19 protein-coding genes and 1 riboswitch are annotated in these 20,168 nt (G+C 43.4%); of the genes, 14 read left to right on the top strand and 5 right to left on the bottom strand.

Annotated features, from left to right (window positions below; translation table 11 throughout):
* Positions 1-5 precede the first annotated feature (5 nt).
* The 6 genes from ACE4RR_RS08215 to ACE4RR_RS08190 all read left to right on the top strand — a co-directional run bounded on the left by ACE4RR_RS08215 (position 6) and on the right by ACE4RR_RS08190 (position 5,353).
* Complete coding sequence (locus ACE4RR_RS08215) at positions 6-773, top strand: thiazole synthase (RefSeq protein ID WP_375534935.1); 768 nt, start codon at positions 6-8, stop codon at positions 771-773.
* Entirely contained in the window at positions 770-1,783 is a 1,014-nt protein-coding gene (locus ACE4RR_RS08210; RefSeq protein WP_375534934.1) for a ThiF family adenylyltransferase, read from the top strand. Before ACE4RR_RS08215 ends, ACE4RR_RS08210 begins: the two co-directional genes overlap by 4 nt.
* Positions 1,784-1,860: 77 nt before the next feature.
* The gene (locus ACE4RR_RS08205) at positions 1,861-2,205 is read left to right on the top strand and encodes a YflT domain-containing protein (RefSeq protein ID WP_375534933.1); all 345 of its coding nucleotides are present in this window, start codon (positions 1,861-1,863) and stop codon (positions 2,203-2,205) included.
* A gap of 358 nt (positions 2,206-2,563) precedes the next feature.
* Entirely contained in the window at positions 2,564-3,712 is a 1,149-nt protein-coding gene (locus ACE4RR_RS08200; protein WP_375534932.1) for an NAD-dependent epimerase/dehydratase family protein, read from the top strand.
* Positions 3,713-3,727: 15 nt separating this feature from the next.
* On the top strand, positions 3,728-4,882 hold the full coding sequence (locus tag ACE4RR_RS08195) for a glycosyltransferase family 4 protein (protein ID WP_375534931.1): 1,155 nt from the start codon (positions 3,728-3,730) through the stop codon (positions 4,880-4,882).
* 27 nt (positions 4,883-4,909) lie between these two features.
* A complete protein-coding gene (locus ACE4RR_RS08190) occupies positions 4,910-5,353 on the top strand; it encodes a GtrA family protein (RefSeq protein WP_375534930.1) in 444 nt (147 codons plus the stop codon).
* Between the two features lie 121 nt (positions 5,354-5,474).
* Here ACE4RR_RS08190 and ACE4RR_RS08185 read toward each other — a convergent pair whose 3' ends face one another.
* Genes ACE4RR_RS08185 through ACE4RR_RS08170 form a run of 4 tightly spaced genes read right to left on the bottom strand, consistent with a single transcriptional unit; the run spans position 5,475 to position 9,406 of the window.
* Entirely contained in the window at positions 5,475-6,356 is an 882-nt protein-coding gene (locus ACE4RR_RS08185; protein WP_375534929.1) for a metal ABC transporter permease, read from the bottom strand.
* Between the two features lie 22 nt (positions 6,357-6,378).
* Positions 6,379-7,686 carry a metal ABC transporter permease gene (locus ACE4RR_RS08180; RefSeq protein ID WP_375534928.1) on the bottom strand — a complete coding sequence of 436 codons (1,308 nt, stop codon included), beginning with the start codon at positions 7,684-7,686 and terminating at the stop codon, positions 6,379-6,381.
* Positions 7,679-8,428 (bottom strand): metal ABC transporter ATP-binding protein, encoded by a 750-nt coding sequence (locus ACE4RR_RS08175; protein ID WP_375534927.1) that lies wholly within the window; start codon positions 8,426-8,428, stop codon positions 7,679-7,681. Before ACE4RR_RS08175 ends, ACE4RR_RS08180 begins: the two co-directional genes overlap by 8 nt.
* Before the next feature lie 54 nt (positions 8,429-8,482).
* Positions 8,483-9,406, bottom strand: a complete 924-nt coding sequence (locus tag ACE4RR_RS08170; protein WP_375534926.1) for a metal ABC transporter solute-binding protein, Zn/Mn family — start codon at positions 9,404-9,406, stop codon at positions 8,483-8,485.
* Positions 9,407-9,709: 303 nt separating this feature from the next.
* Between ACE4RR_RS08170 and ACE4RR_RS08165 the strand changes: the two genes are divergently transcribed.
* A complete protein-coding gene (locus ACE4RR_RS08165; RefSeq protein ID WP_375534925.1) occupies positions 9,710-10,183 on the top strand; it encodes a hypothetical protein in 474 nt (157 codons plus the stop codon).
* Between the two features lie 89 nt (positions 10,184-10,272).
* Here ACE4RR_RS08165 and cls read toward each other — a convergent pair whose 3' ends face one another.
* Positions 10,273-11,721: a cardiolipin synthase gene (gene cls, locus ACE4RR_RS08160; RefSeq protein WP_375534924.1), complete on the bottom strand. Its 1,449-nt coding sequence runs from the start codon at positions 11,719-11,721 to the stop codon at positions 10,273-10,275.
* Between the two features lie 230 nt (positions 11,722-11,951).
* On the opposite strand from cls, the gene coaW reads away from it, so the two are divergent.
* From coaW to thiE, 7 genes are all read left to right on the top strand, one after another.
* Positions 11,952-12,797 (top strand): type II pantothenate kinase, encoded by an 846-nt coding sequence (coaW, locus tag ACE4RR_RS08155; protein WP_375534923.1) that lies wholly within the window; start codon positions 11,952-11,954, stop codon positions 12,795-12,797.
* A 19-nt stretch (positions 12,798-12,816) separates the two neighbouring features.
* Entirely contained in the window at positions 12,817-13,272 is a 456-nt protein-coding gene (locus tag ACE4RR_RS08150) for a MarR family winged helix-turn-helix transcriptional regulator (protein WP_375534922.1), read from the top strand.
* Between the two features lie 328 nt (positions 13,273-13,600).
* Positions 13,601-14,068, top strand: a complete 468-nt coding sequence (locus ACE4RR_RS08145; protein WP_375534921.1) for a MarR family winged helix-turn-helix transcriptional regulator — start codon at positions 13,601-13,603, stop codon at positions 14,066-14,068.
* Positions 14,065-17,430, top strand: a complete 3,366-nt coding sequence (locus ACE4RR_RS08140) for an efflux RND transporter permease subunit (protein ID WP_375534920.1) — start codon at positions 14,065-14,067, stop codon at positions 17,428-17,430. The genes ACE4RR_RS08145 and ACE4RR_RS08140 overlap by 4 nt, the downstream gene beginning before the upstream one ends.
* 47 nt (positions 17,431-17,477) lie before the next feature.
* Positions 17,478-17,581, top strand: a riboswitch (TPP riboswitch).
* An 87-nt stretch (positions 17,582-17,668) separates the two neighbouring features.
* A complete protein-coding gene (thiD, locus tag ACE4RR_RS08135; protein ID WP_375534919.1) occupies positions 17,669-18,481 on the top strand; it encodes a bifunctional hydroxymethylpyrimidine kinase/phosphomethylpyrimidine kinase in 813 nt (270 codons plus the stop codon).
* Between the two features lie 12 nt (positions 18,482-18,493).
* Complete coding sequence (gene thiM / locus ACE4RR_RS08130; protein WP_375534918.1) at positions 18,494-19,324, top strand: hydroxyethylthiazole kinase; 831 nt, start codon at positions 18,494-18,496, stop codon at positions 19,322-19,324.
* Complete coding sequence (gene thiE, locus ACE4RR_RS08125) at positions 19,317-19,955, top strand: thiamine phosphate synthase (RefSeq protein WP_375534917.1); 639 nt, start codon at positions 19,317-19,319, stop codon at positions 19,953-19,955. The genes thiM and thiE overlap by 8 nt, the downstream gene beginning before the upstream one ends.
* Positions 19,956-20,168: the final 213 nt, after the last annotated feature.

Below are 20,168 nucleotides of genomic sequence, written 5' to 3'. Positions count from 1 at the left end.
TTTTTATGTTAAACATTGGGCCATATTCTTTTAATTCACGATTATTTTTAGGAACAGGAAAATATGAAAATGCAGAGATTCAGAGGTGCTCAGTACAGAAGTCGGAAACGGAGGTGCTGACATTTGCCGTAAGAAGAATGAATATATTCGATACCTCTCAGCCGGATCCTTTCGAAGAAATGGATCTGTCGGGTTTCCGCCTTCTGCCTAATACAGCGGGAGCAAAAACAGCTGATGAAGCAGTAAGAATTGCAAAAATGGCAGATGCAGCGAATATGTGCGATATGATTAAAGTCGAGGTTATAGGCTGTGATAAAACACTACTTCCCGATCCAGTGGAGACATTGAAAGCTTCTGAAATACTTCTTAAAGAAGGCTACACGGTGCTGCCATATACGTCTGATGATGTAGTGCTGGCAAGAAAGCTTCAAGAACTTGGGGTGCATGCAATCATGCCGGGAGCTTCCCCGATCGGAACAGGTCTTGGTATTATAAATCCTTATAATCTGTCTCATATTATCGAGCAGGCAGAAGTGCCGGTAATTGTGGATGCCGGCATTGGAAGTCCCAAAGATGCTTCCTACGCAATGGAGCTTGGGGCAGACGGCATTCTCTTAAACACTGCAGTGTCCGGTGCAGAAGTTCCAGAAAAGATGGCAGAAGCAATGAAATATGCAGTGGAAGCCGGTAGACTCGGATATGAAGCAGGACGGATAGATAAGAAATTTTATGCTCAGGCAAGCAGTCCGGCTGAAGGAATGAGCAGACTTTGAGAGAAAGATATTCAAGGCAGGAATTGTTTTCCGGAATAGGAGCTGACGGTCAAAGAAAGCTGCAGAAGGCAGAAGTAGTGATTATCGGGGCCGGGGCGCTTGGAAGCAGTGCAGCAGAAACCCTCGTACGTGCTGGGGTAGGAAGCATCACTATTATTGACCGGGATTACGTTGAATTCAGCAACCTGAACCGTCAGCAGCTTTATACAGAAAACGACGCAGCGGGCACTATCCCCAAAGCTGCAGCCGCAGAAAAACGGCTCCGCGAGATTAATAGTAATATCACTATTAATGCGATAATTGGGGAAGCAGATATCGCTTTTTTGGAAACTGTTACCACCTGTGATCTTATCATCGACGCACTTGATAATTTTGAGACCAGGATGCTCGTGAATGACTTCTGCCAAAAGCACAATATCCCATGGATATACGGGGCATGTATTGGAAGCTATGGACTAACATTAACAATTAGGCCAGGTATTACGCCTTGCCTGCACTGTTTAATGGAGGATATCCCATTAGATGGGGAAACTTGTGATACAGCTGGTATAATCGCCCCTGCAGTGCAGATGGTCAGCGCCCATCAGACGACAGAAGCTATGAAGCTGTTAACAGGTAACCTTGCTGCGCTGCGGCCCACTTTGTTCTCCTTTGATCTTTGGAAGAATGAATTTTCTGAAGTGAACGTAAACGGTTTGAGAAACTCTGAATGCCCTAGCTGCAGTGAAAAAGCCGTGTATCCTTACCTCGATTACAGTCATTGGACAAAGACAGAAATGATGTGCGGAAGGGAAGCTGTTCAAATCAGGCCTGCTGCAAATCAAGTACTTTCTTTACAGGATTTAAAGAAAAGGTATCAATCTTTTGTTCAGAAAGAAAATGATCATTTACTTGTGTTACTGCTTGAAAATAAAAAAGTAGTTATTTTTTCAGATGGCCGCGTCATGATCCACGGAGTAAATGATAAAACGAAAGCCAGACAGCTGTACCAGATGTACATCGGAGGTTAGCTTCCGGAAATTCTTTGTATGGAAGATGTTTTAGTTAATAGAAGTCCGGGTATTTTCAATTACCAGGAGGCGATAAAATGACCCCATTTTATAAAGAGTTTTCAAATGATGAAGAAGCAGTAGGGGCTGTGCAACTTTTAAAATCCAAAGATATTCACGAGGATAATATTTTTGTAATTTCACATGACGATGATCACACCCAGCGCGTAGCAGACAGGGCGGATGCAAACAAGGTAGGCGCGAAGGAAACAGGGCTGAGCACAAGCGTCAAGAACATCTTTCGAAAGAAGGGCGATGAACTCAGGGCTAAGTTTGAAGAACTTGGTTATACTGAGAACCAGGCAGAAGAACTCGAGAATAAGCTCGATGAAGGAAAAGTGATTGTTATTGTGAAGGATGCACCGAATAGTTTGTCCTTGTAATAAAAATCGTAACAGCGGAAGACTGCTCTTACACAATAAGAGCAGTTTTTTTGTGTCCAGCAGCCTGCAGTTTAACCCTTTCCCCGGACAGCGTGTCCTGTAGTTTTTCAGGTAATAATTAAGATGAGACCCATTTGTTATACATAGTTAGGTATGATTTGCTAAAAGCAGTAGAACGTGATACCTTTTGTTTGGTTAGAAATACGTAGTTACTTCATATTAATAGGGATATTTAGAAGATACAAGCTGAGGCTGTGAAAGATTCTATGAAATTGTGGCAAATCAGTAAAAACAGTCGGAAAATTTGTTTTCGAACTGTATAATATAAATGATAATGTAAAATGTGGAGGTAATGACGTTGAAAATTATTGTAGCAGGTGGAGACGGCTTTTGTGGGTGGCCGACAGCTCTATACTTATCGAAGCAGGGCCACGATGTATCCATTATTGATAATATGATGAGAAGAAAGTGGGATGAGGAGCTGCGCTCCAACTCTATTACTCCGATTGCTTCTTTAGAAGAAAGAGTAAATAAATGGAAAGAACTAACTGGCAAGGAAATTCGTACATATGATGGAGATTTGAATCATTATGACTTTCTCCGCGAGGTTTTAAAAAGAGAGCAGCCGGAAGCATTTGTACATTTTGCAGAACAGCGCTCTGCACCATACTCTATGATTGACCGGGAACATGCAGTATTTACCCAGGTAAATAATGTAGTCGGCAATCTAAATGTCCTTTACGGAATTAAAGAATATGTCCCGGACTGTCATTTAATTAAACTAGGAACCATGGGAGAATATGGCACTCCTAACATTGAAATTGAAGAGGGCTATATTGAGATAGAGCACAAAGGACGCAGGGATGTCCTTCCGTACCCTAAACAGCCTAACTCTTTTTACCATCTTTCAAAGGTGCATGACAGCCATAATATTATGTTCACTTGCAAGATTTGGGGAATCCGGGCTACCGACCTAAACCAGGGCGTTGTATACGGACTTGATACTAATGAAACAAGAATGGACCCGGTACTTGCCAATCGTCTTGACTATGATGGAGTATTTGGTACTGCTCTCAATCGGTTTATTATTCAGTCCACGATTGGTCATGACTTGACTGTTTACGGAAAAGGCGGACAAACCCGCGGTTTCCTGAACATTGAAGACACCGTGCGCTGCATTGAAATTGCTGCAGAACATCCTGCTGATAAAGGGGAATTCCGTGTTTTCAATCAGTTTACAGAAGAATTTTCTGTGCTTGATTTGGCTAATATGGTACAAAAGGTAGCTAAAGAAGAGGGTTACGATACAAATGTCGGTCATTATGACAATCCGCGCGTGGAACTTGAGGAGCATTTCTTCCATGCAGAAAATACAAAACTCAGAGACCTTGGCCTCGAGCCGCATCTTCTCACAGACGAGGTAATTCGTGATATTTTAAAAACCGTTGAAAAATATAAAGACCGGGTCATCAAGGATAATGTGCTTCCAAGTGTTACGTGGAAGTAATAAAATGAACGAGGAGTGTTCTCGTTGAAAATTGCTATAATTACCGAGACGTTCCTGCCTTCAACAGATGGAATTGTCACGAGATTAACCGCCTGCATCCGCTGGCTGCTTGACGATGGTCACGACGTACGTGTAATTGCGCCGGACCTTGGAGTATATGAGTTCGAAGGTATAGAGATTAAAGGGGTGCCTGCGCGCACCCTTCCTTTTTACCGCTCGAAACAATTTGCTCTGCCGCATCCTGTTGTGAAGAAGCACTTGGAGGAATACAGGCCGGATGTTGTTCATGTGGTCAACCCGGCTATATTAGGATTCTCCGGGGTGAATTATGCAAAGAAGCTGAATCTGCCGTTAATTGCTTCTTATCATACGAATGTAGCGCAGTATCTTGATTACTACCGGCTCGGAGCTTTTAAATGGCTGATCTGGTGGTATTTCCGGAAGCTTCATAATAAGGCTGATTTAAATTTATGTACTTCAAAAACGGTACAGGATGAATTGATTGAAAAGAACTTCTATAACGTCCATTTATGGAAACGCGGCGTCGATACAGACATGTTCCGGCCAGATCATTATGATGATGAAATGCGCTATCGGCTGACGGACGGAAAGCCGGAAAGAAAGCTGCTGCTTTATGTCGGCAGACTTGCCGCTGAAAAGGAAATTGAAAAGGTACGCTCCGTATTGGAAGCGTCCGATGAGTTTTCGCTGGCAATCGTAGGAGACGGACCGCACCGCCAGGCGCTCGAAGATCATTTTCGAGATACTCCTACAGTTTTTACAGGGTTTATGCATGGGGAGGAGCTGGCTAAAACATATGCATCTGCAGATGTGTTTGTGTTTCCTTCAACCACAGAAACTCTCGGGCTTGTTATTATGGAAGCGATGGCGTCCGGTCTGCCTCTTGTTGCTGCCAAGAGCGGTCCGACGTGTGAACAGATTGAGGACGAACGAACGGGCCTGCTCTATGACCCGGAGAAGGATGGAGATTTCACAAAAACTGTATGCCGGTTTGAAGACGAGACTTTGCGTAAACGTCTAGCGTTGAATGCTCACAAGGATATTGCTGAGCTCGGCTGGGCAGGAGCTGCTGAACAAATGAGAGATTTATATGAAGAAGTGATCGGACTGGATAGAAAACATCAAATGAAAAAGAAAAAATTAACGTAAGAAGCACCAAAAGCAGAGGGATAACCGATGAAGAAAAAAAAGCTGCGAAAAGGGCCATTTCAAATTATGACGTTCAGTGCGATCGGAATAGCTAATGCCGCAGTAGACATCGGTTCATTAAATGTGCTGCTGGTGCTTTTTCCTACGGACGAGCGGGGCATTCTCGCATTATATAATACAATTGCTTATTCGCTTGCAGTGGCTAACAGCTATTTCTGGAATTCATATATCACGTTTAGACACAGTGCCGAAGGAAGTAACAGACAACGGATTGCATTTATACTCCAGGGAGTTGTCAGTCTCGGTGTCAATAATCTCGTGTTTCTTGGAGCAAATCAGCTCTTTCAAATTATTGAAATCCCACGCTGGCTCAGGTATAACCTAGCGAAAGGCCTCGCGATGTTTTTATCCTTTACTGCCAGTTTTTTCATGATAAAGCATTTTGTGTTCAGAGATTCCTCAAAAAAATAATATACAGTAACAAGTATTTTTTGGTTGCGCAGGGAGGATCAACCTCTTTATACAACATCCAGATGAAATAAAAAAAACCTGATTCACTTTCCTGGATGGAATGAATCGGGGCTGCTTTATATTAAGCTGCATCATTTACAATTCTTCTTTGCACTATTTTTCTCGTAATCACTCCGTGGGATGGAGAAAACAAGAATACGAGCAGAAAAATCAGTCCGGCTGTTGAAGCCATGCTGCCGGATATCGAAACGTTCAACGCTTTTGCTATATAATATCCTGCTGTAGAAGACAGCACCCCGATGCCTGCACTTAAGATAAGCATATGCGATAATTTTTCCGTTAAAAGATAGGCTGCGGCAGGGGGGACAATCAGCATTGCCACCACAAGTATCGCTCCAACGCTGTCAAAGGAAGCAACTGTAGTTAGTGACACCATGGACATAACAATGTAATGAAGCAGAGTTACAGGCAGTCCAAGAGCAGCAGCGAGGGCCGGATCAAAAGTTGATATTTTCAATTCTTTGTATAGAAGAAGAATAAGAAACAAATCCAGGATAAATACGCCGCTGATTATCCAGAAAGCTTCTGGCCCCAATGACATTCCATTCCATTCGAATGTATTGAATGGAACAAAGGAAATTTCCCCCATTAAGACGTGGTCTGTATCAAGGTGTACATCTCTTGCATAAACCGATACAAGAATGACACCGAGAGAAAATAACGCTGTGAATACCACCCCTATAGCTGCATCCGTCTGCACGCCTGAAGAATCAAGCAGCTGAATGAAAAACGCGGTTAACAGTCCGGTAATTAACGCTCCTAACAGCATTAGTGGACCTTCCAGGGTTTGAGATACTAGAAATGCCCCGACGATCCCAAGTAATACGGTATGGCTGATAGCGTCTGCTACCATGGCCATTCTTCTCAGTACTAAATACGTACCGATTATTCCGCACGAAGCACCTACAAGTCCTCCTACAATTAATATCCATAATTCATACACTAGAGACTGCCTCCTTTCTCAGTTATTGCTGAACAGTAGCGATAAGCCCGTTTTTTTGGCTGATGGTTACCGGTTCTAAATTTTCTCTGCGCATTAACTCATAAGCACGTTCTTTCATTTGCTCTGGCAGCCGGTCAATAGTTCTGCGGCCAACATCTTCATCATGAAAAACGCCAAGTTCGTCCTCATACATTAAAAACACATCATATATTCGCTGATGCAGGGCCGCTTCGTAAGAATATTCCAGCCCTTTTTCCGTTAATAGATAAGCAGAATTGTCTCTTGTAGAAGTGATTAAATGGTGCTGCTGTAAAATTTTCAGCGTTTTCTTTGTTTGCTTTTCAGGCAGATGAATGTGTGAAGTTAAATCGTTTAACGTAAATGAAGCTGAATTTATATTATTTTTATAACGCTCCTCCAGCAAATTAAATACTGAACGGAGAAGCTGCTGCTTCCAAATTTCCACGGAGAATTTACGATTCCGGAGTGCGTTTGCCGCCAGGCCTCTTTTTGGCGAAAAGAGAAGGGAAAAGAGAAATACAACAGTGGCCGCGACTACAATAACCGGTCCAGTCGGTAGATTCGTAACAGAGGAACTGGCTGCCGCACCAAATGCACCGGAAAAAGCACCGATAAGACCTGCAAGAACGGCCATAACACTGAGCTTATCTGTCCAATATTTGGCTGCTACTGCTGGAGTGATAAGCATTGCAGCCATCAGCACAACTCCGACTGTCTGGATCCCGGTAATGACTATTAGCACAACCATTGAGCTGAGCAGACCATTCAGCCATTTCACAGGCAGGCCGATTCCGCCTGCAAACAAAGGATCAAAAATAAGAAGCTTTAATTCTTTGAAAAAAAGAAACGCGAGCAGTAATAGAAGCGTGGCGGCACCCATTAGAATTTGAACATCTCTGCCGACAAGAGACGCTGCCTGGCCGAAGATAAAGTCATCCAGTCCGCCTTTATTACCGCTGCTTCCATTTGTTATTCGAGTGAGCAGCACAATTCCAAATCCAAAGAACACTGACAGTACAATGCCGATTGCAGCATCCTGTTTAATTCTTGATTTTGCCGCGATCGCACGGATTGAATAAATTGCGAGAAGGCCGGTAAGGGCGGCACCGGCCATCAGTGCAATTGTTTCACGGCCGAATATAAAAAAGCCAAAGCAGATGCCGGGGAGGGCGGCATGGGCCATCGCATCCCCTATTAAGCTTTCTTTCCTGAGCAGTACAAAACTGCCGGTTACACCACTTGCAAGTCCGAGTAAAGCGGCTCCTGCCATCACCCATTGAGCATTGGCACTAAGGAAAATATCAAACATGTGAGCTCTCCTCCTGCTTTGTCAGAAAAGCTAATTTCCCTCCATAGGTTTTTTGCAGTAGTTCTGTTGTGAAGGTTTGTTCTGTGGGACCTTCTGCGATTAATCGTTTATTTAATAGAATAATCCAATCAAAATAATCTTTAGCCGTCTGCAGGTCGTGGTGAACAACTAGCACCGTTTTACCCTGACCTTTTAATTCGTTTAATAAAGAAATGATTGCCCGTTCTGTTTTCGCATCAACACCGGCAAAAGGTTCATCCATAAAATAAATATCAGCATCCTGAGCAAGCGCTCTTGCCAGGAATACACGCTGCTGCTGTCCACCTGAAAGCTGGCTGATCTGCCTGTCTGCATACTCCTTCATTCCGGTTTTTTCCAGACAGAATAAGGCATAGTCAATGTCCTGTTTACGTGGCCGCTTAAACCAGCCAATATGGCCATATCTCCCCATCAATACAACGTCCAGCGCATTAGTTGGAAAATCCCAGTCAACAGAACCTCTCTGCGGAACATAGCCGATATGCTTTTTTTGTATCTTTACGTTTTTTCCCAGTACTGCTATGCTGCCAGTGGAACGAGGAATCAGGTTTAATACAGCTTTTAAAAGAGTTGATTTCCCTGCTCCGTTCGGGCCGATAATGCCTACCAGCTTTCCTTTAGGAATTGATAAAGTAATATCACGCAGAACAGGTGTTTTTTTATAAGCCACAGTTAAATTTTTGATTTTTACAGCTTCCTCCATGGTGGATCCTCCTTCTTGATAAACGGTCAAGCTTTAAGCTGGCCCTAATAAATCTTACTTTAACGAGGATGTAATCGTATCAATGTTATGGCGGAACATCCCCTCATAGGTACCTTCTTCTGTACCAGCTTCGCCCATGGCATCTGAGTACAGTTCTCCCCCGATCGATACTTCATGTCCCTGATCAGCTGCCCCTTTGATTACTGCATTGATGGCTCTTTCGGATACACTCGATTCTACAAAGACCGCTTTAATATCATTTTCCACAAGCAAGGAAACCAGGTTGTTAACGTCACGTACACTGTACTCTGAGTCTGTGCTTAAGCCCTGCAGACCGTTCACTTCAAAACCATACGCGTCCCCGAAATATCCAAAAGCATCGTGAGCGGTAACCAGAATCCTGCTCTCCTCTGGTATACTTTGCAGCTTTTCGTCTGCATATTGATCAAGCTCTTCCAGCATCGAAATGTATTCATCCGCATTTTCTTGATAAGTGCCGGCTTCGTCTTCGTTTAATTCAGCCAGTCCAGCTGCTACTTCATCCACGGCATAGGTCCATCTATTTGGATCAAACCAAACATGAGGATCAGAAGAATTGCCTCCTTCTTCTGTAATTAATTCTTCTTCAGGCACATTTTCTCCAACTGCAATTGTTGGCACGTCGTTCTTAATTTCCTCGAATACTTTAACGAGATTACCTTCTAAATGTAAGCCGTTATAAAAAATAATATCAGCGTCAGCAAGCTTTTGTATGTCGTTTTGAGAAGCTTGATAAAGGTGGGGGTCTACTCCCGGTCCCATCAAGGTTTCAATCTCTGCCTGGTCACCTGCGACGTTCTCAGCGATGTCCCCAATTTGTGCCGTAGTGGTCATAATCTGCAGCGGCTCTCCGTCCCCACTGTTGGAATTACCCTGTCCGCATCCAGCTGCCAAAACAATGGTAAGACCGGATAAAATAGCTGTTACTTTTCTTTTCATTGTTTCCTCCCTGGATATAAATTGTCTTAGTCTATTATTATTAGGTTACCTCATCAAAGTTTCCTAAAGGCAAAAAATAATTCGAAAAAATGCACATATTTACCCACAAGCAAATATGTTTCCCTAAGGAAAGAATATCTCATTATTAATTTTTCGTCAAATGTTTTATTGTTGATACTATATGAGCGTTTATCCTGGGAGTTGCAAATTTTATTGTTAAAATTAAAGGATTTTGTAATAATATATAGAAGTCTGTGTTATGAAGGCGTCACAGTAACCAAGAGCGGGAAAAGGAGGAGTGTCATGAACGAGCAGGAACCTATTCATTTGTATCTTTCCCGCTACCGGGAACATCTTCAATATCTGCGTGATACTGGTCAGGAAACTCCGGGCTGGCGTGAGTTGCGGGATGAGGATTTACCCGGCTTTTTGCAGATTACAGACTCCACCATCGAAATAAAAGAAAGTGATGTTGTTCGTGACCTTGCACGTGAAGGCTCGTGGAAACCGGGAAGCAGTATTTCAATGCAAATGCAGCTGAAAGACGGAACTGTTTATATTATGCACGGCTACTTTGTTGAGGATAAGAAAGACTGGTATCCAAATGAAAATCCTGTGGTGCATAAAAGTAACAACTGCGGGTTCTGCCAGTCCATTATTGGCTTGGGCAAAGATGGCAATGTTAAAGAAGAGTTCTGCATGCTGCCGCTGCCGGAAAAAAAATATTTATTTGAAGAAATGCTGAACAGGCATCGGGAAGACCTTTATCATAGCTGAAAGAAGCGCCATCGCGGCGCTTCTTTTTAAATATACAGAAAGGTGCCCGCCAAACCATACCCGATACGTTGCTGCAGGGAACATTTCACTTATAATATAGGAGATAATAAATGAGAAACAGATTCTTTTAAGCGGATCCACACAGACCTTTCTAAATACTTCTCATATGTCAGCTCAGAAGATTGCTCTATATCCTGTTCAAAAATAAGGGACATTCTTTCCGCAGTAGGCCGGTGGTATAAAAACGCATTTACTTCAAAATTTAAGCGGAAGCTTCTCACATCAATATTTGCGGTCCCTACAGATCCGACTTTTCTATCTACAACGATCGTTTTTGAATGAATAAACCCATTTTCATATATAAACACCTTTGCTCCGGCTTTTAAGATATCACCGATATGAGATAGTGTGGCCCAGTAAACGAATGGATGGTCGGGTTTGTTTGGAATCATTATTCTTACATCCTTACCTGACAAAGCCGCGATGCGGAGAGCATCCATGAGACTTTCATCAGGTATAAAATACGGGGTTTGGATAAATACCGATTCTTTTGCAGAAGTAATCATTTTAATATAGCCGTTTTTAATCTGCTCCCATTCTGAATCCGGGCCGCTTGAGACGATTTGGGCAGCCATATCGCCGGCAGCCTCAGTCGGCGGAAAAAACATTTCTTCATATTGAATGTAATGATGGTGAGTCGCTTGATTCCAGTCCAGGATAAATCGGGTCTGGATCGCTTTAACTACCTGGCCGCGTACGCGCAGGTGGGTGTCGCGCCAATAGCCGAATTTTGGATTGAGTCCAAGGTATTCATCTCCTACATTAAATCCTCCAACGTATCCCACGTTACCATCAATAATGACAAGCTTGCGGTGATTGCGGTAATTCAGGCGCAGGTTAATAAATGGAATCCGGCGGGGGAAGAATATTTCCACTTCCCCACCGGCAGCTTTTAACAAACGAAATACCTTATTAGAGAGTGCACGTGAACCCATTTCATCATATAATACTCGGACCTTCACACCCTCCCTGGCTTTTTTTGTAAGTAAATAAAGAAGCCGGGAGCCGAGGTTGTCGTGGCGTAATATATAATATTGCAGATGTATGTGGTTTTCAGCGGCTTCGATGTCTTTAAAAAGCTGATTAAATTTTTCATTTCCATCAGTGAATAAATCGACATTATTGTCCTGAGTCAGAACTGCATCATTATTGACAAGGTGCATGTATATTAAATCTCTGTATTCTCTGGCTTCCGGATCATTAAAATGAAAACGCTGCTCGCGTAAAGCGTTCAGCTGCTCCTGAATTAAATTTTCAATACCGATTTTTTGGATGTCAGCCCAGTCAAATAATCGTTTTCTGCTCAGGTTCTGTCCAAATATTAAATAAAGAATAAACCCGAGAAACGGTACGAAAAAAAGAACCATAATCCACGCCCATGTTGAAGTGGCGTCTCTTCTTTCCAAGAACACAATAATGCCGGCAAAGATAATATTTAAAACAAATAAAAAGCTAAGTAAAAAAGAAAGTACACTCATATTATTCCCTGCCTCACGTCATTGGGACAACTAGCAGATCTCCCGGGTTAATTTTTGCCTATATTTTTATTTTATCACACGTTTTCATATTTCGAACGAATCCTTTTTTTTACTAGTAAATAAATCAGAGCTTTCCCATTTCTATCCTCAGGTATTATAGTATAAAATGTAGGAGGCAGATAGAAAAGAAGCAGCGTCAAGTAAAAAAGGGGAAGGGGATTTCCTTCAGTATGAAGAATGAATATATAGGAATAGATGCCGGCGGCACACTTTCCAAAATAGTATATACAATCAACGGAAAATGTCATTATAAAAAAATGTCCACTGCCGATATTGCCAGCTTAAATACTTGGATGAAGCAATCATTTAAGCAGCCTGATATACATATCACAGGAGGAAAGGCAGGGGCCTTTTTACATGAGTCCGAATTTATAAATGCCCGCCGGATCAATGAATTTGAAGCGACTTGTGAAGGTGTGAAATGGCTTCTTGAAAACAACAGTTTACTAAAAGATACAGGTCCAAATTTTATGGTTACGAATGTTGGCACCGGCACTTCAATTCATTATATTAAAGGAAACTCTTATGAGCGTATCGGCGGGAGCGGTATGGGAGGAGGCACATTGCTGGGACTCTCTTATCTGCTGACCGGCGAGGATGATTATGATACAATTCTGAAATTAGGTAACAATGGAAATGGTCGTTTATTAAACTTAACAGTTTCTGATATTTACTCGCATGAAAAGCCGCCTATATCTGGGGATTTAACCGCAAGTAACTTTGGCAATTTGATGCAAATGAAACAGGAAAAATTGTCTAAAGAGGATTATATTTCCAGTGTTGTCCGAATGATCGGTGAAACTATCACGACGATGAGTGTACAGGCTGCGGAAAGATTGAACACAGATTCCATCGTCTACATTGGTTCTACGTTTGCCCGGCATGACGTCTTAAAAAACATCATCAGCGGGTATACTGAGCTGCGCGGGAAAAAAGCCTATTTTATCGAACACGGGGAATACAGCGGGGCCATAGGGGCTATTTTAAACACAGGATTACAAAAGACAGTGCAATAATGAAACGGGAGTGGAAGCTATGAGTCTCGAAGATTATAAAAGGGTATTTCTTGAGTCCGTTTATTCGATGGAAACAATCGCCAAGTATTTACAGCCGAAAATGCCGCTGCTTTCAGAGCTGCAGCTGACATCCCGTCAAGAAGCAATGATGATCCTATTTATTCGGAATGAGAATATTACATTAAGCGGTATGGCTGAGCAGCTAGGTATTTCAAAGAGCGCTGTCAGTCAGGCGCTGAATAAATTAGAAAATGAGGATCTTCTTATTCGTTCTATCAATGAACAGAACCGCCGAGAAATCAATATGGCCCTTGGCCGGACCGGAGTCCGCCTGAAGGAACAATTTGAAGCATTTGAAGAATCGATTATCCGTGATTACATCTCTCAGCTTGATATAGAGGACCTCAAACAGGTTAGAGATGTTATCAATACATTAAAGGAAATAATAAAAAAAGAAGAAGATGTAAATGAATAATCAAACTGTTTTCTCCAGATAAGGAGAAAGCAGTTTTTCATTGTCTGGAAAACATTAAAATCGATAGTGTCCCTAGGACCGTCCGGAATTTTTCTTTTTGTTAAGAAATCATGAACATTAGGTTAAAACCTTGACGAGATTGGATGAATAATTTAAATTAATAAATAGTTAAGAAACTTAATAGTTTTAGAAGTTAAATTGTTTTAAATATTTAATAATCGTATTGAAGAAAAATGGCCGCATCGCGTGCCAAGTTAGCGTGCATCCAGCCAACGGTCCTGGTTTTACACTCTCATCGACCAATGCTGGAAGCGGAAGGCGGTAAGTTATGAATGCAAAAGGAGGAAGGGAAATCGACAAACAAGCCTTGCTGAAAGCGATAGATGATGCCATTTTTGATATGAGTGTAAAGATAAACGAAGAGTTTGGCGGAGCGTTTCCACACATTCCGGAAAAGTATAAAGTTGTGCTGATTCTGATTTCGCGGTACAAAACATTGTACGTGAAAGACATAGCAGAAATGCTTCATGTTTCCTCCAGCTCTGCAAGCCAGCTTCTCTCAAAAATGGAGAAGGAGCAGTTTATTAAACGTGAATTAGACCCCGGCCAGCGCCGGCAGACATTTGTAAAGCCAGGCAGATACGGAGAAGAGATTACGAAAAAAATGATGAATGCCCACAATGAAATCACCTCAAAATACTTATTAAGATTACCGCAGGAAGATCTTGAGGCCTTTCATCGAATAGCATTGAAATTAAAAGATATCGTGGTATTGGAGAGGGAGGCAGAAGAATGAAGATTACTAATTTATCGATAAGAAGGCCAAAGCTCACTATTGTGGGCATGATATTATTTATTCTGCTCGGCGGAGTGTCGTTGACGAATCTTCCTCTGCAGCTTTTTCCAGAAATTAATCCGCCGGTAGGAGCAGTGGTATCCAGCTATCCTGGTGCGAGTCCGGAAGAGGTGGAAGAAAAGGTTACAAAGCCGATCGAAGACGAATTATCTTCACTGCCGGGGTTAAATGTGATGACCTCAACTTCAGAAGAAGGCATGTCGATGGTGGTGCTGGAATTCTCCTGGAGTTCAACGATTGATGAAGTGGAACAGGATATTATTACTTCCATGAATCAGGCATCCGTTGCAGATGACGCAAGTGATCCCAGCTTCCTGAAATTCGATCCATCCATGATGGGTTCGGTACAAATGGCGATAACATCAGACAGTGGGGAAATTGAAGATTTTCAAGGGGAAGTGGAGGATCTTCAAGGAGAGCTTGAACGTATTGAGGGCGTGGCAAGTGTGGAGCTTGCCGGAGGAGTGACGGAACGTTATGATATCAGGCTTGATCCTGAAGAATTAGAATCAAACCAGCTCACACAGGAAGATATTACTAATGTTATCCAATCCAGTAATGTTTCTGTCCCCGGAGGTACGGTCGATACGGATGAGCGGACGCTTACAACAAGAGTGCTGAACAGTCTGGAAGCCCAAGAAGATCTCGAAGAGCTGGTCGTTGGTGCAGATCCGGAAAATGGAGAAGATTTATTGTTAAGTGACATTGCTGATGTCAATTTAACGACGAGTCAGCCTGATGCTATTACGAAAGCTAATCAAGATCCAGCACTGCAGTTTACGGTCATGAAGGAGTCCGACGCCAATACTGCACAAGTTTCGGCAGATTTTAATGAAGAGCTGGATTCTCTTCTGGAAGAGGATGAGTACGAGGATCTGAATGCCGTCCCTTTATTTGATGAAGGAGAGTTTGTTCAGCAGTCGATTAACAGTGTGTCGATGGCTCTTGTTCTCGGGGGAGTCTTCGCGATGGTCGTGTTGTTTTTCTTCCTGAGAGATTTGAAAACACCTCTCATTATTGGAATTGCAATACCATTTTCAGTCATCGTAACATTTGGCTTTCTATATTTTACGGATGTAAGCCTCAACCTGATGACACTGGGCGGACTTGCACTCGGAATAGGGATGCTGGTGGATAACGCCATTGTTGTTATTGAAAATATTTACAGACATTTGTCGATGGGAAAACCACCCCGTAAGGCTGCTGCTGATGGAACAAAAGAAGTTGGTGGAGCTATTACTGCTTCCACTCTGACTACTGTAGCGGTATTTTTACCGGTAGTATTTATCAGCGGGATTGTAGGTAATATTTTTACAGAATTTTCGTTGGCAGTGGCTTTCAGCCTGCTTGCTTCTCTGCTGGTGGCTGTGACCGTAGTACCGATGGTGGCAAGCCGAATCTTAGTTGCGAAAAATGGTGATAAAGAACGTAAAAGGCAGGATTCCGGCTTTATTAGATCCATTGAGCGCTCCATCAAATGGGTACTGTCTCACCGGCTAGCAACGATAATCATCACAGTTTTACTACTGGGAGCGGGTGGCGCAGGCTTAGCAGCTACCGGTGTGAATTTTCTTCCGGCGACTGATGACGGCTTCTTCACTGTGGACGTAGAGCTTGAAAATGGAGCGAGTCTGGATAGCACGGAAGCAGTGGTAGAAGAAATTGAAGCGATATTTGAAGATGAATCAGATATCAAGGATTACATGTCAGTGGCAGGATCTTCAGAGGATTCTGCAGCCATGGGTGGTCCTTCCGGCAATAACGAAGCTCAAATGTTTATTACGATGGAAGATCTTGAGGAGAGAGAGATCAGCACTTTAGATTTTGTGGAGGATATCGAAGAGGAAGTTGTCGGTGTAAATGAAGATGCGGATATTTCTCTTTCCACCCAGGCGGCAGTCGGGGGTGGTGAAGCAAACACAATTGTCTTTACCTTAAGTAACAACAACTCCGAAGCTCTGACAGAAGATGTGGAAACGATACAGGACGATCTGAATGACGAGTCCTTTGTACGGGAGATTGATCTTTCTTCGGAAGAACAAGCACCTGAGATGCAGGTGAATATTGATACCGAAGCAGCGAGGGATAATGGACTCACACCGGCCCAGATTTCACAGACGGTGGAGGACGTTACCCGTGGAACCACAGCAACTACAATTAACACAGAAGACGGTAATACGTATGAAGTGAATGTTCAGTACAATGAAGAATCTACCGAAGATCAAGAGGATCTGGAAAATCTTCAAATTCCTAATGCAGAAGGAGAGTATATAGCTCTTTCTGAGTTGGCTGATGTTGAAGAAGGGGAAGGCCCGGCGACTATTAATCGGCTGGACCAGGAGGAAAGTGTCGAGTTCACAGTAACTTACAGCTCTGATACAACACTTAATGAAATGGGCACGCTGGTCGAGGAAATTATTGAAGACGCTGATATTGCAGATGGCACCAACTATGCGTTTTCAGGAGAGCAGGAGCTGCTTGAAGATGCTATTAACAGCCTGGCATTTGCGTTTGTCCTTGCGCTTCTGTTTATTTACTTGATTATGGCCGGTCAGTTTGAATCATTTAAATATCCATTTGTTGTTATGTTCAGTGTACCGCTGGTGATCATCGGGGTAATGCTTGCATTAACACTGACGCAGACACCATTAAGTGTGACGGTGTTTATCGGTTTAATTGTTCTTGCCGGAATTGTTGTAAATAACGCTATTGTGCTTGTTGATTACATTAATCAGATGAAAGCCAGGGGTCTCGCGACTCGGGATGCGATTATTGAAAGTGTCAAACAGCGGACGAGACCAATATTAATGACAGCTATTACGACAATATTAGGTGTGTTCCCACTTGCGCTGGGAATGGGAGAAGGAACTGAAATTCAGCAGCCGATGGGTATTGCTGTCATTGGCGGCCTTGTCAGCAGCACCTTCCTGACATTGTTTGTCATCCCTGTTTTATACAGTCTGTTCGATAAAGAAACACGGAGTATGAATAAGCGTTTTGTCACAGAAACAGGCGAAGTCGTCCGGTCCTATGAGCTGGTTGAAAGAAGAAGGAGCTCGGATCGGTTTGACAGGCTCAATGACAGCCAGCTTGCAACGACCAGCGAGCGGCAACATTACCTTGAAGATTCTACTGCAGACGAATTTCCGGACGATACACAGGAAGATGATGTATTTTTGAAGCCAAAGAATAATCAGTCAGTACAGGGAAAAGAGGAAGACCTTTCTAAAGATGATATTTTGAATATGCTTGAAAAAATTGTGAGAAGTTCAAAAAACGATAAGGACAGGGATGGCCGGTAATTGACAGCAGCCTGAATTGTCCAGTAAGATGTAATCAATCTCATAAACCTGTTCACTAGGGGCGCTGTACAGCTGAGATGGAGCCGCCGGCACCTGTCCCTTACCACCTGATCTGGTTAATGCCAGCGTAGGAAAGTGGAGCAGATGAATTGTAAAGAGCACGATATACAGCCATCGCTCCCATTAAAGTGGGAGCGATTTTTTATTTTATTTAGATATGAAGAAAGGATGAGTAGAAATGAATAATATACCGGCCGTCTTATCAATCGCAGGCACTGATCCAAGCGGCGGGGCGGGGATTCATGCCGATTTGAAAACATTTCAGGAATGCACAGCGTATGGTATGGCTGCGGTGACTACCGTGGTAGCCCAGAATACGGAAGGCGTCCGGGATGTTTGGCATGTCCCGGTAGAGATGGTAGAAAAGCAGATTCGTTCAGTATTTGAAGATATTCGTCCGTCAGCTGTGAAAACAGGAATGATTGCCACACCTGAAATGATGAAGCGCATAGCTGCTATACTAAAAGAAGAAAAAGTAGATATTGTCATAGATCCTGTAATGGTGGCCACAAGCGGAGATTCCTTGATGGAAAAAGAAACTGCTCAAATCATGAAGGAACAGCTGCTTCCACTTGCAGCTGTGGTGACACCGAACCTTGAAGAAGCGGAAAAGCTGACCGGCTTAACTATCAATTCAGAAAATAGTGCAAAGGAAGCGGCAAAAATTCTTGTAGAGGAATTTGGCTGTAGAGCTTCTGTAGTGAAGGGCGGTCATCTGCATGGGAAGGCAACCGATATTTTATATACGAATGGAGAGTTCAGGATCTTCCGTGCTTCTCGTTCGAATACGAAAAATACTCATGGCACAGGGTGTACATTTTCTGCTGCAATTGCCGCGAAACTGGCCAGGGGACATACTGTTTATCAGGCAGTGGAAGAAAGTAAGGATTTTATATCGAAAGCAATTAAAGATACACTTGGTTTAGGGAAAGGAAGCGGCCCCGTGAATCATTGGGCTTCGAGAATCGAATTAGAAAAAATAAAAAGATAAGGAGGGCGATTCATGCGCTCAAAAGAGCTTGGGAAGATACTTGATGAGGTGAAAAAGAAAAGACCGCTTGTGCACAGTATAACTAATAATGTGGTTACAAATTTTACTGCTAATGGACTGCTTTCGATGGGAGCTTCACCTGTTATGACCACTGCACTCGAAGAAGCAGAGGAGATGGCCTCCGCTGCAGATGTACTTGTGTTGAATATCGGCACTCTTTATCCTGCACAGGTAGAAGCGATGCTTGCTGCAGGAAAGGCAGCAAATCAAAAAGGAGTGCCTGTCATCCTGGACCCGGTCGGGGCAGGGGCAACATCCTATCGTACGACTACGGTTCATCATTTATTGGAAAGAATTACGATCGATCTGCTTCGCGGAAACGCTGCTGAAATTTCTGCAGTGGCTGGACTTAACAGTGATATTCGCGGAGTAGATGCTGCAGGTGGCGAGAAAAATATCGCAAGTATCGCTTTGCATGCGGCCAAAACACTGAATGTGCCTGCAGCTGTAACTGGTCCTGTTGATGCTGTATCAGATGGGAAGCAAGTATACCGGATTCACAATGGACATTCGATGCTTACCAAAGTTACGGGAAGCGGCTGCCTGGCTACTGCTGTCATTGGGGCTTTTAGTACCGTAATTAAGGAGCCGGCGAAAGCTGCGGCAGCTGCGTTAGGATTTTATGGAGTGGCCTCAGAAAGAGCAGAAGGATTTGCATCTATGCAGGGGCCTGGAACTTTTCAGGAAGAGCTGCTGAATGCTCTTTATCATGTGGGGGAAATGGACTTCAGACAACATTTGAATATTAAAACGCAGACAGCGGAAGAGATTTTTGATGAATAAAGATATATTGAAGCTTTATTTCATAATGGGTAGTAATAACACAGAAAAAGATCCAGTAAGTGTATTAAAAAAGGCAATACAAGGAGGCATCACCTGTTTCCAGTTCCGTGAAAAAGGAAAAGGAGCACTTGCAGGCGGGGCGAAAGAAGAGCTCGCCCGTCGTTTACAAGAGGTATGCGCAGACAACGATATTCCTTTTATCATAAATGATGATGTCGAGCTTGCCCTGCGCCTGCGGGCAGACGGCATTCATGCTGGCCAGAATGATGCCCCGGCTTCAGAAATTCGAAAGTACTGTCCGGCCGGCATGCTGGTCGGGATCTCCGCAAAAACGCTCCGGGAAGCGAGGAAGGCAGAGCAGGATGGAGCAGATTATATTGGCACCGGTCCAATGTTTGCTACTGCCACCAAAGAAGATGCAGAGGAGCCGATCGGTCCAGCCGGGATCAGCAGAATTCGTGCCCAGGGTTTCACTCTGCCGATTGTCGGTATAGGAGGCATCCATGTTGAGAATGCAGTGCAGGTAATAAAAGCTGGAGCGGACGGAATTTCCGTTATTTCCGCTATAAGCGCAAAAGATAATCCAGAACAGGCAGCCCGAAGGCTTCTTGAAGCTGTTATGAAAGATTGACGCGTGCCGGCATCAAATGATGCTGTTTAAGACTGAGGCTGCTGCAAAAGTAGATTCACCAACAGATATGTAATGATTACTCTTCTACACGCATAAGAGATGGTTGATAAGAGCGGAGCAAGCGAGACGCCTGCGGGAATAGCAACGGCTGAAATTCCCACAGGCAGCGACTAGCTGCCGAGGAAGTTGAAGCGTTGCCCGCGGCAAGCGAGT

Origin of the sequence: Alteribacillus sp. HJP-4 (assembly GCF_042139015.1) — a bacterium.
In the GTDB taxonomy this organism is placed as follows: domain Bacteria; phylum Bacillota; class Bacilli; order Bacillales; family Marinococcaceae; genus JBHIKY01.
The sequence above is the reverse complement of the archived record's forward strand: the minus strand, read 5'-3'. Positions and strand labels throughout refer to the sequence as shown.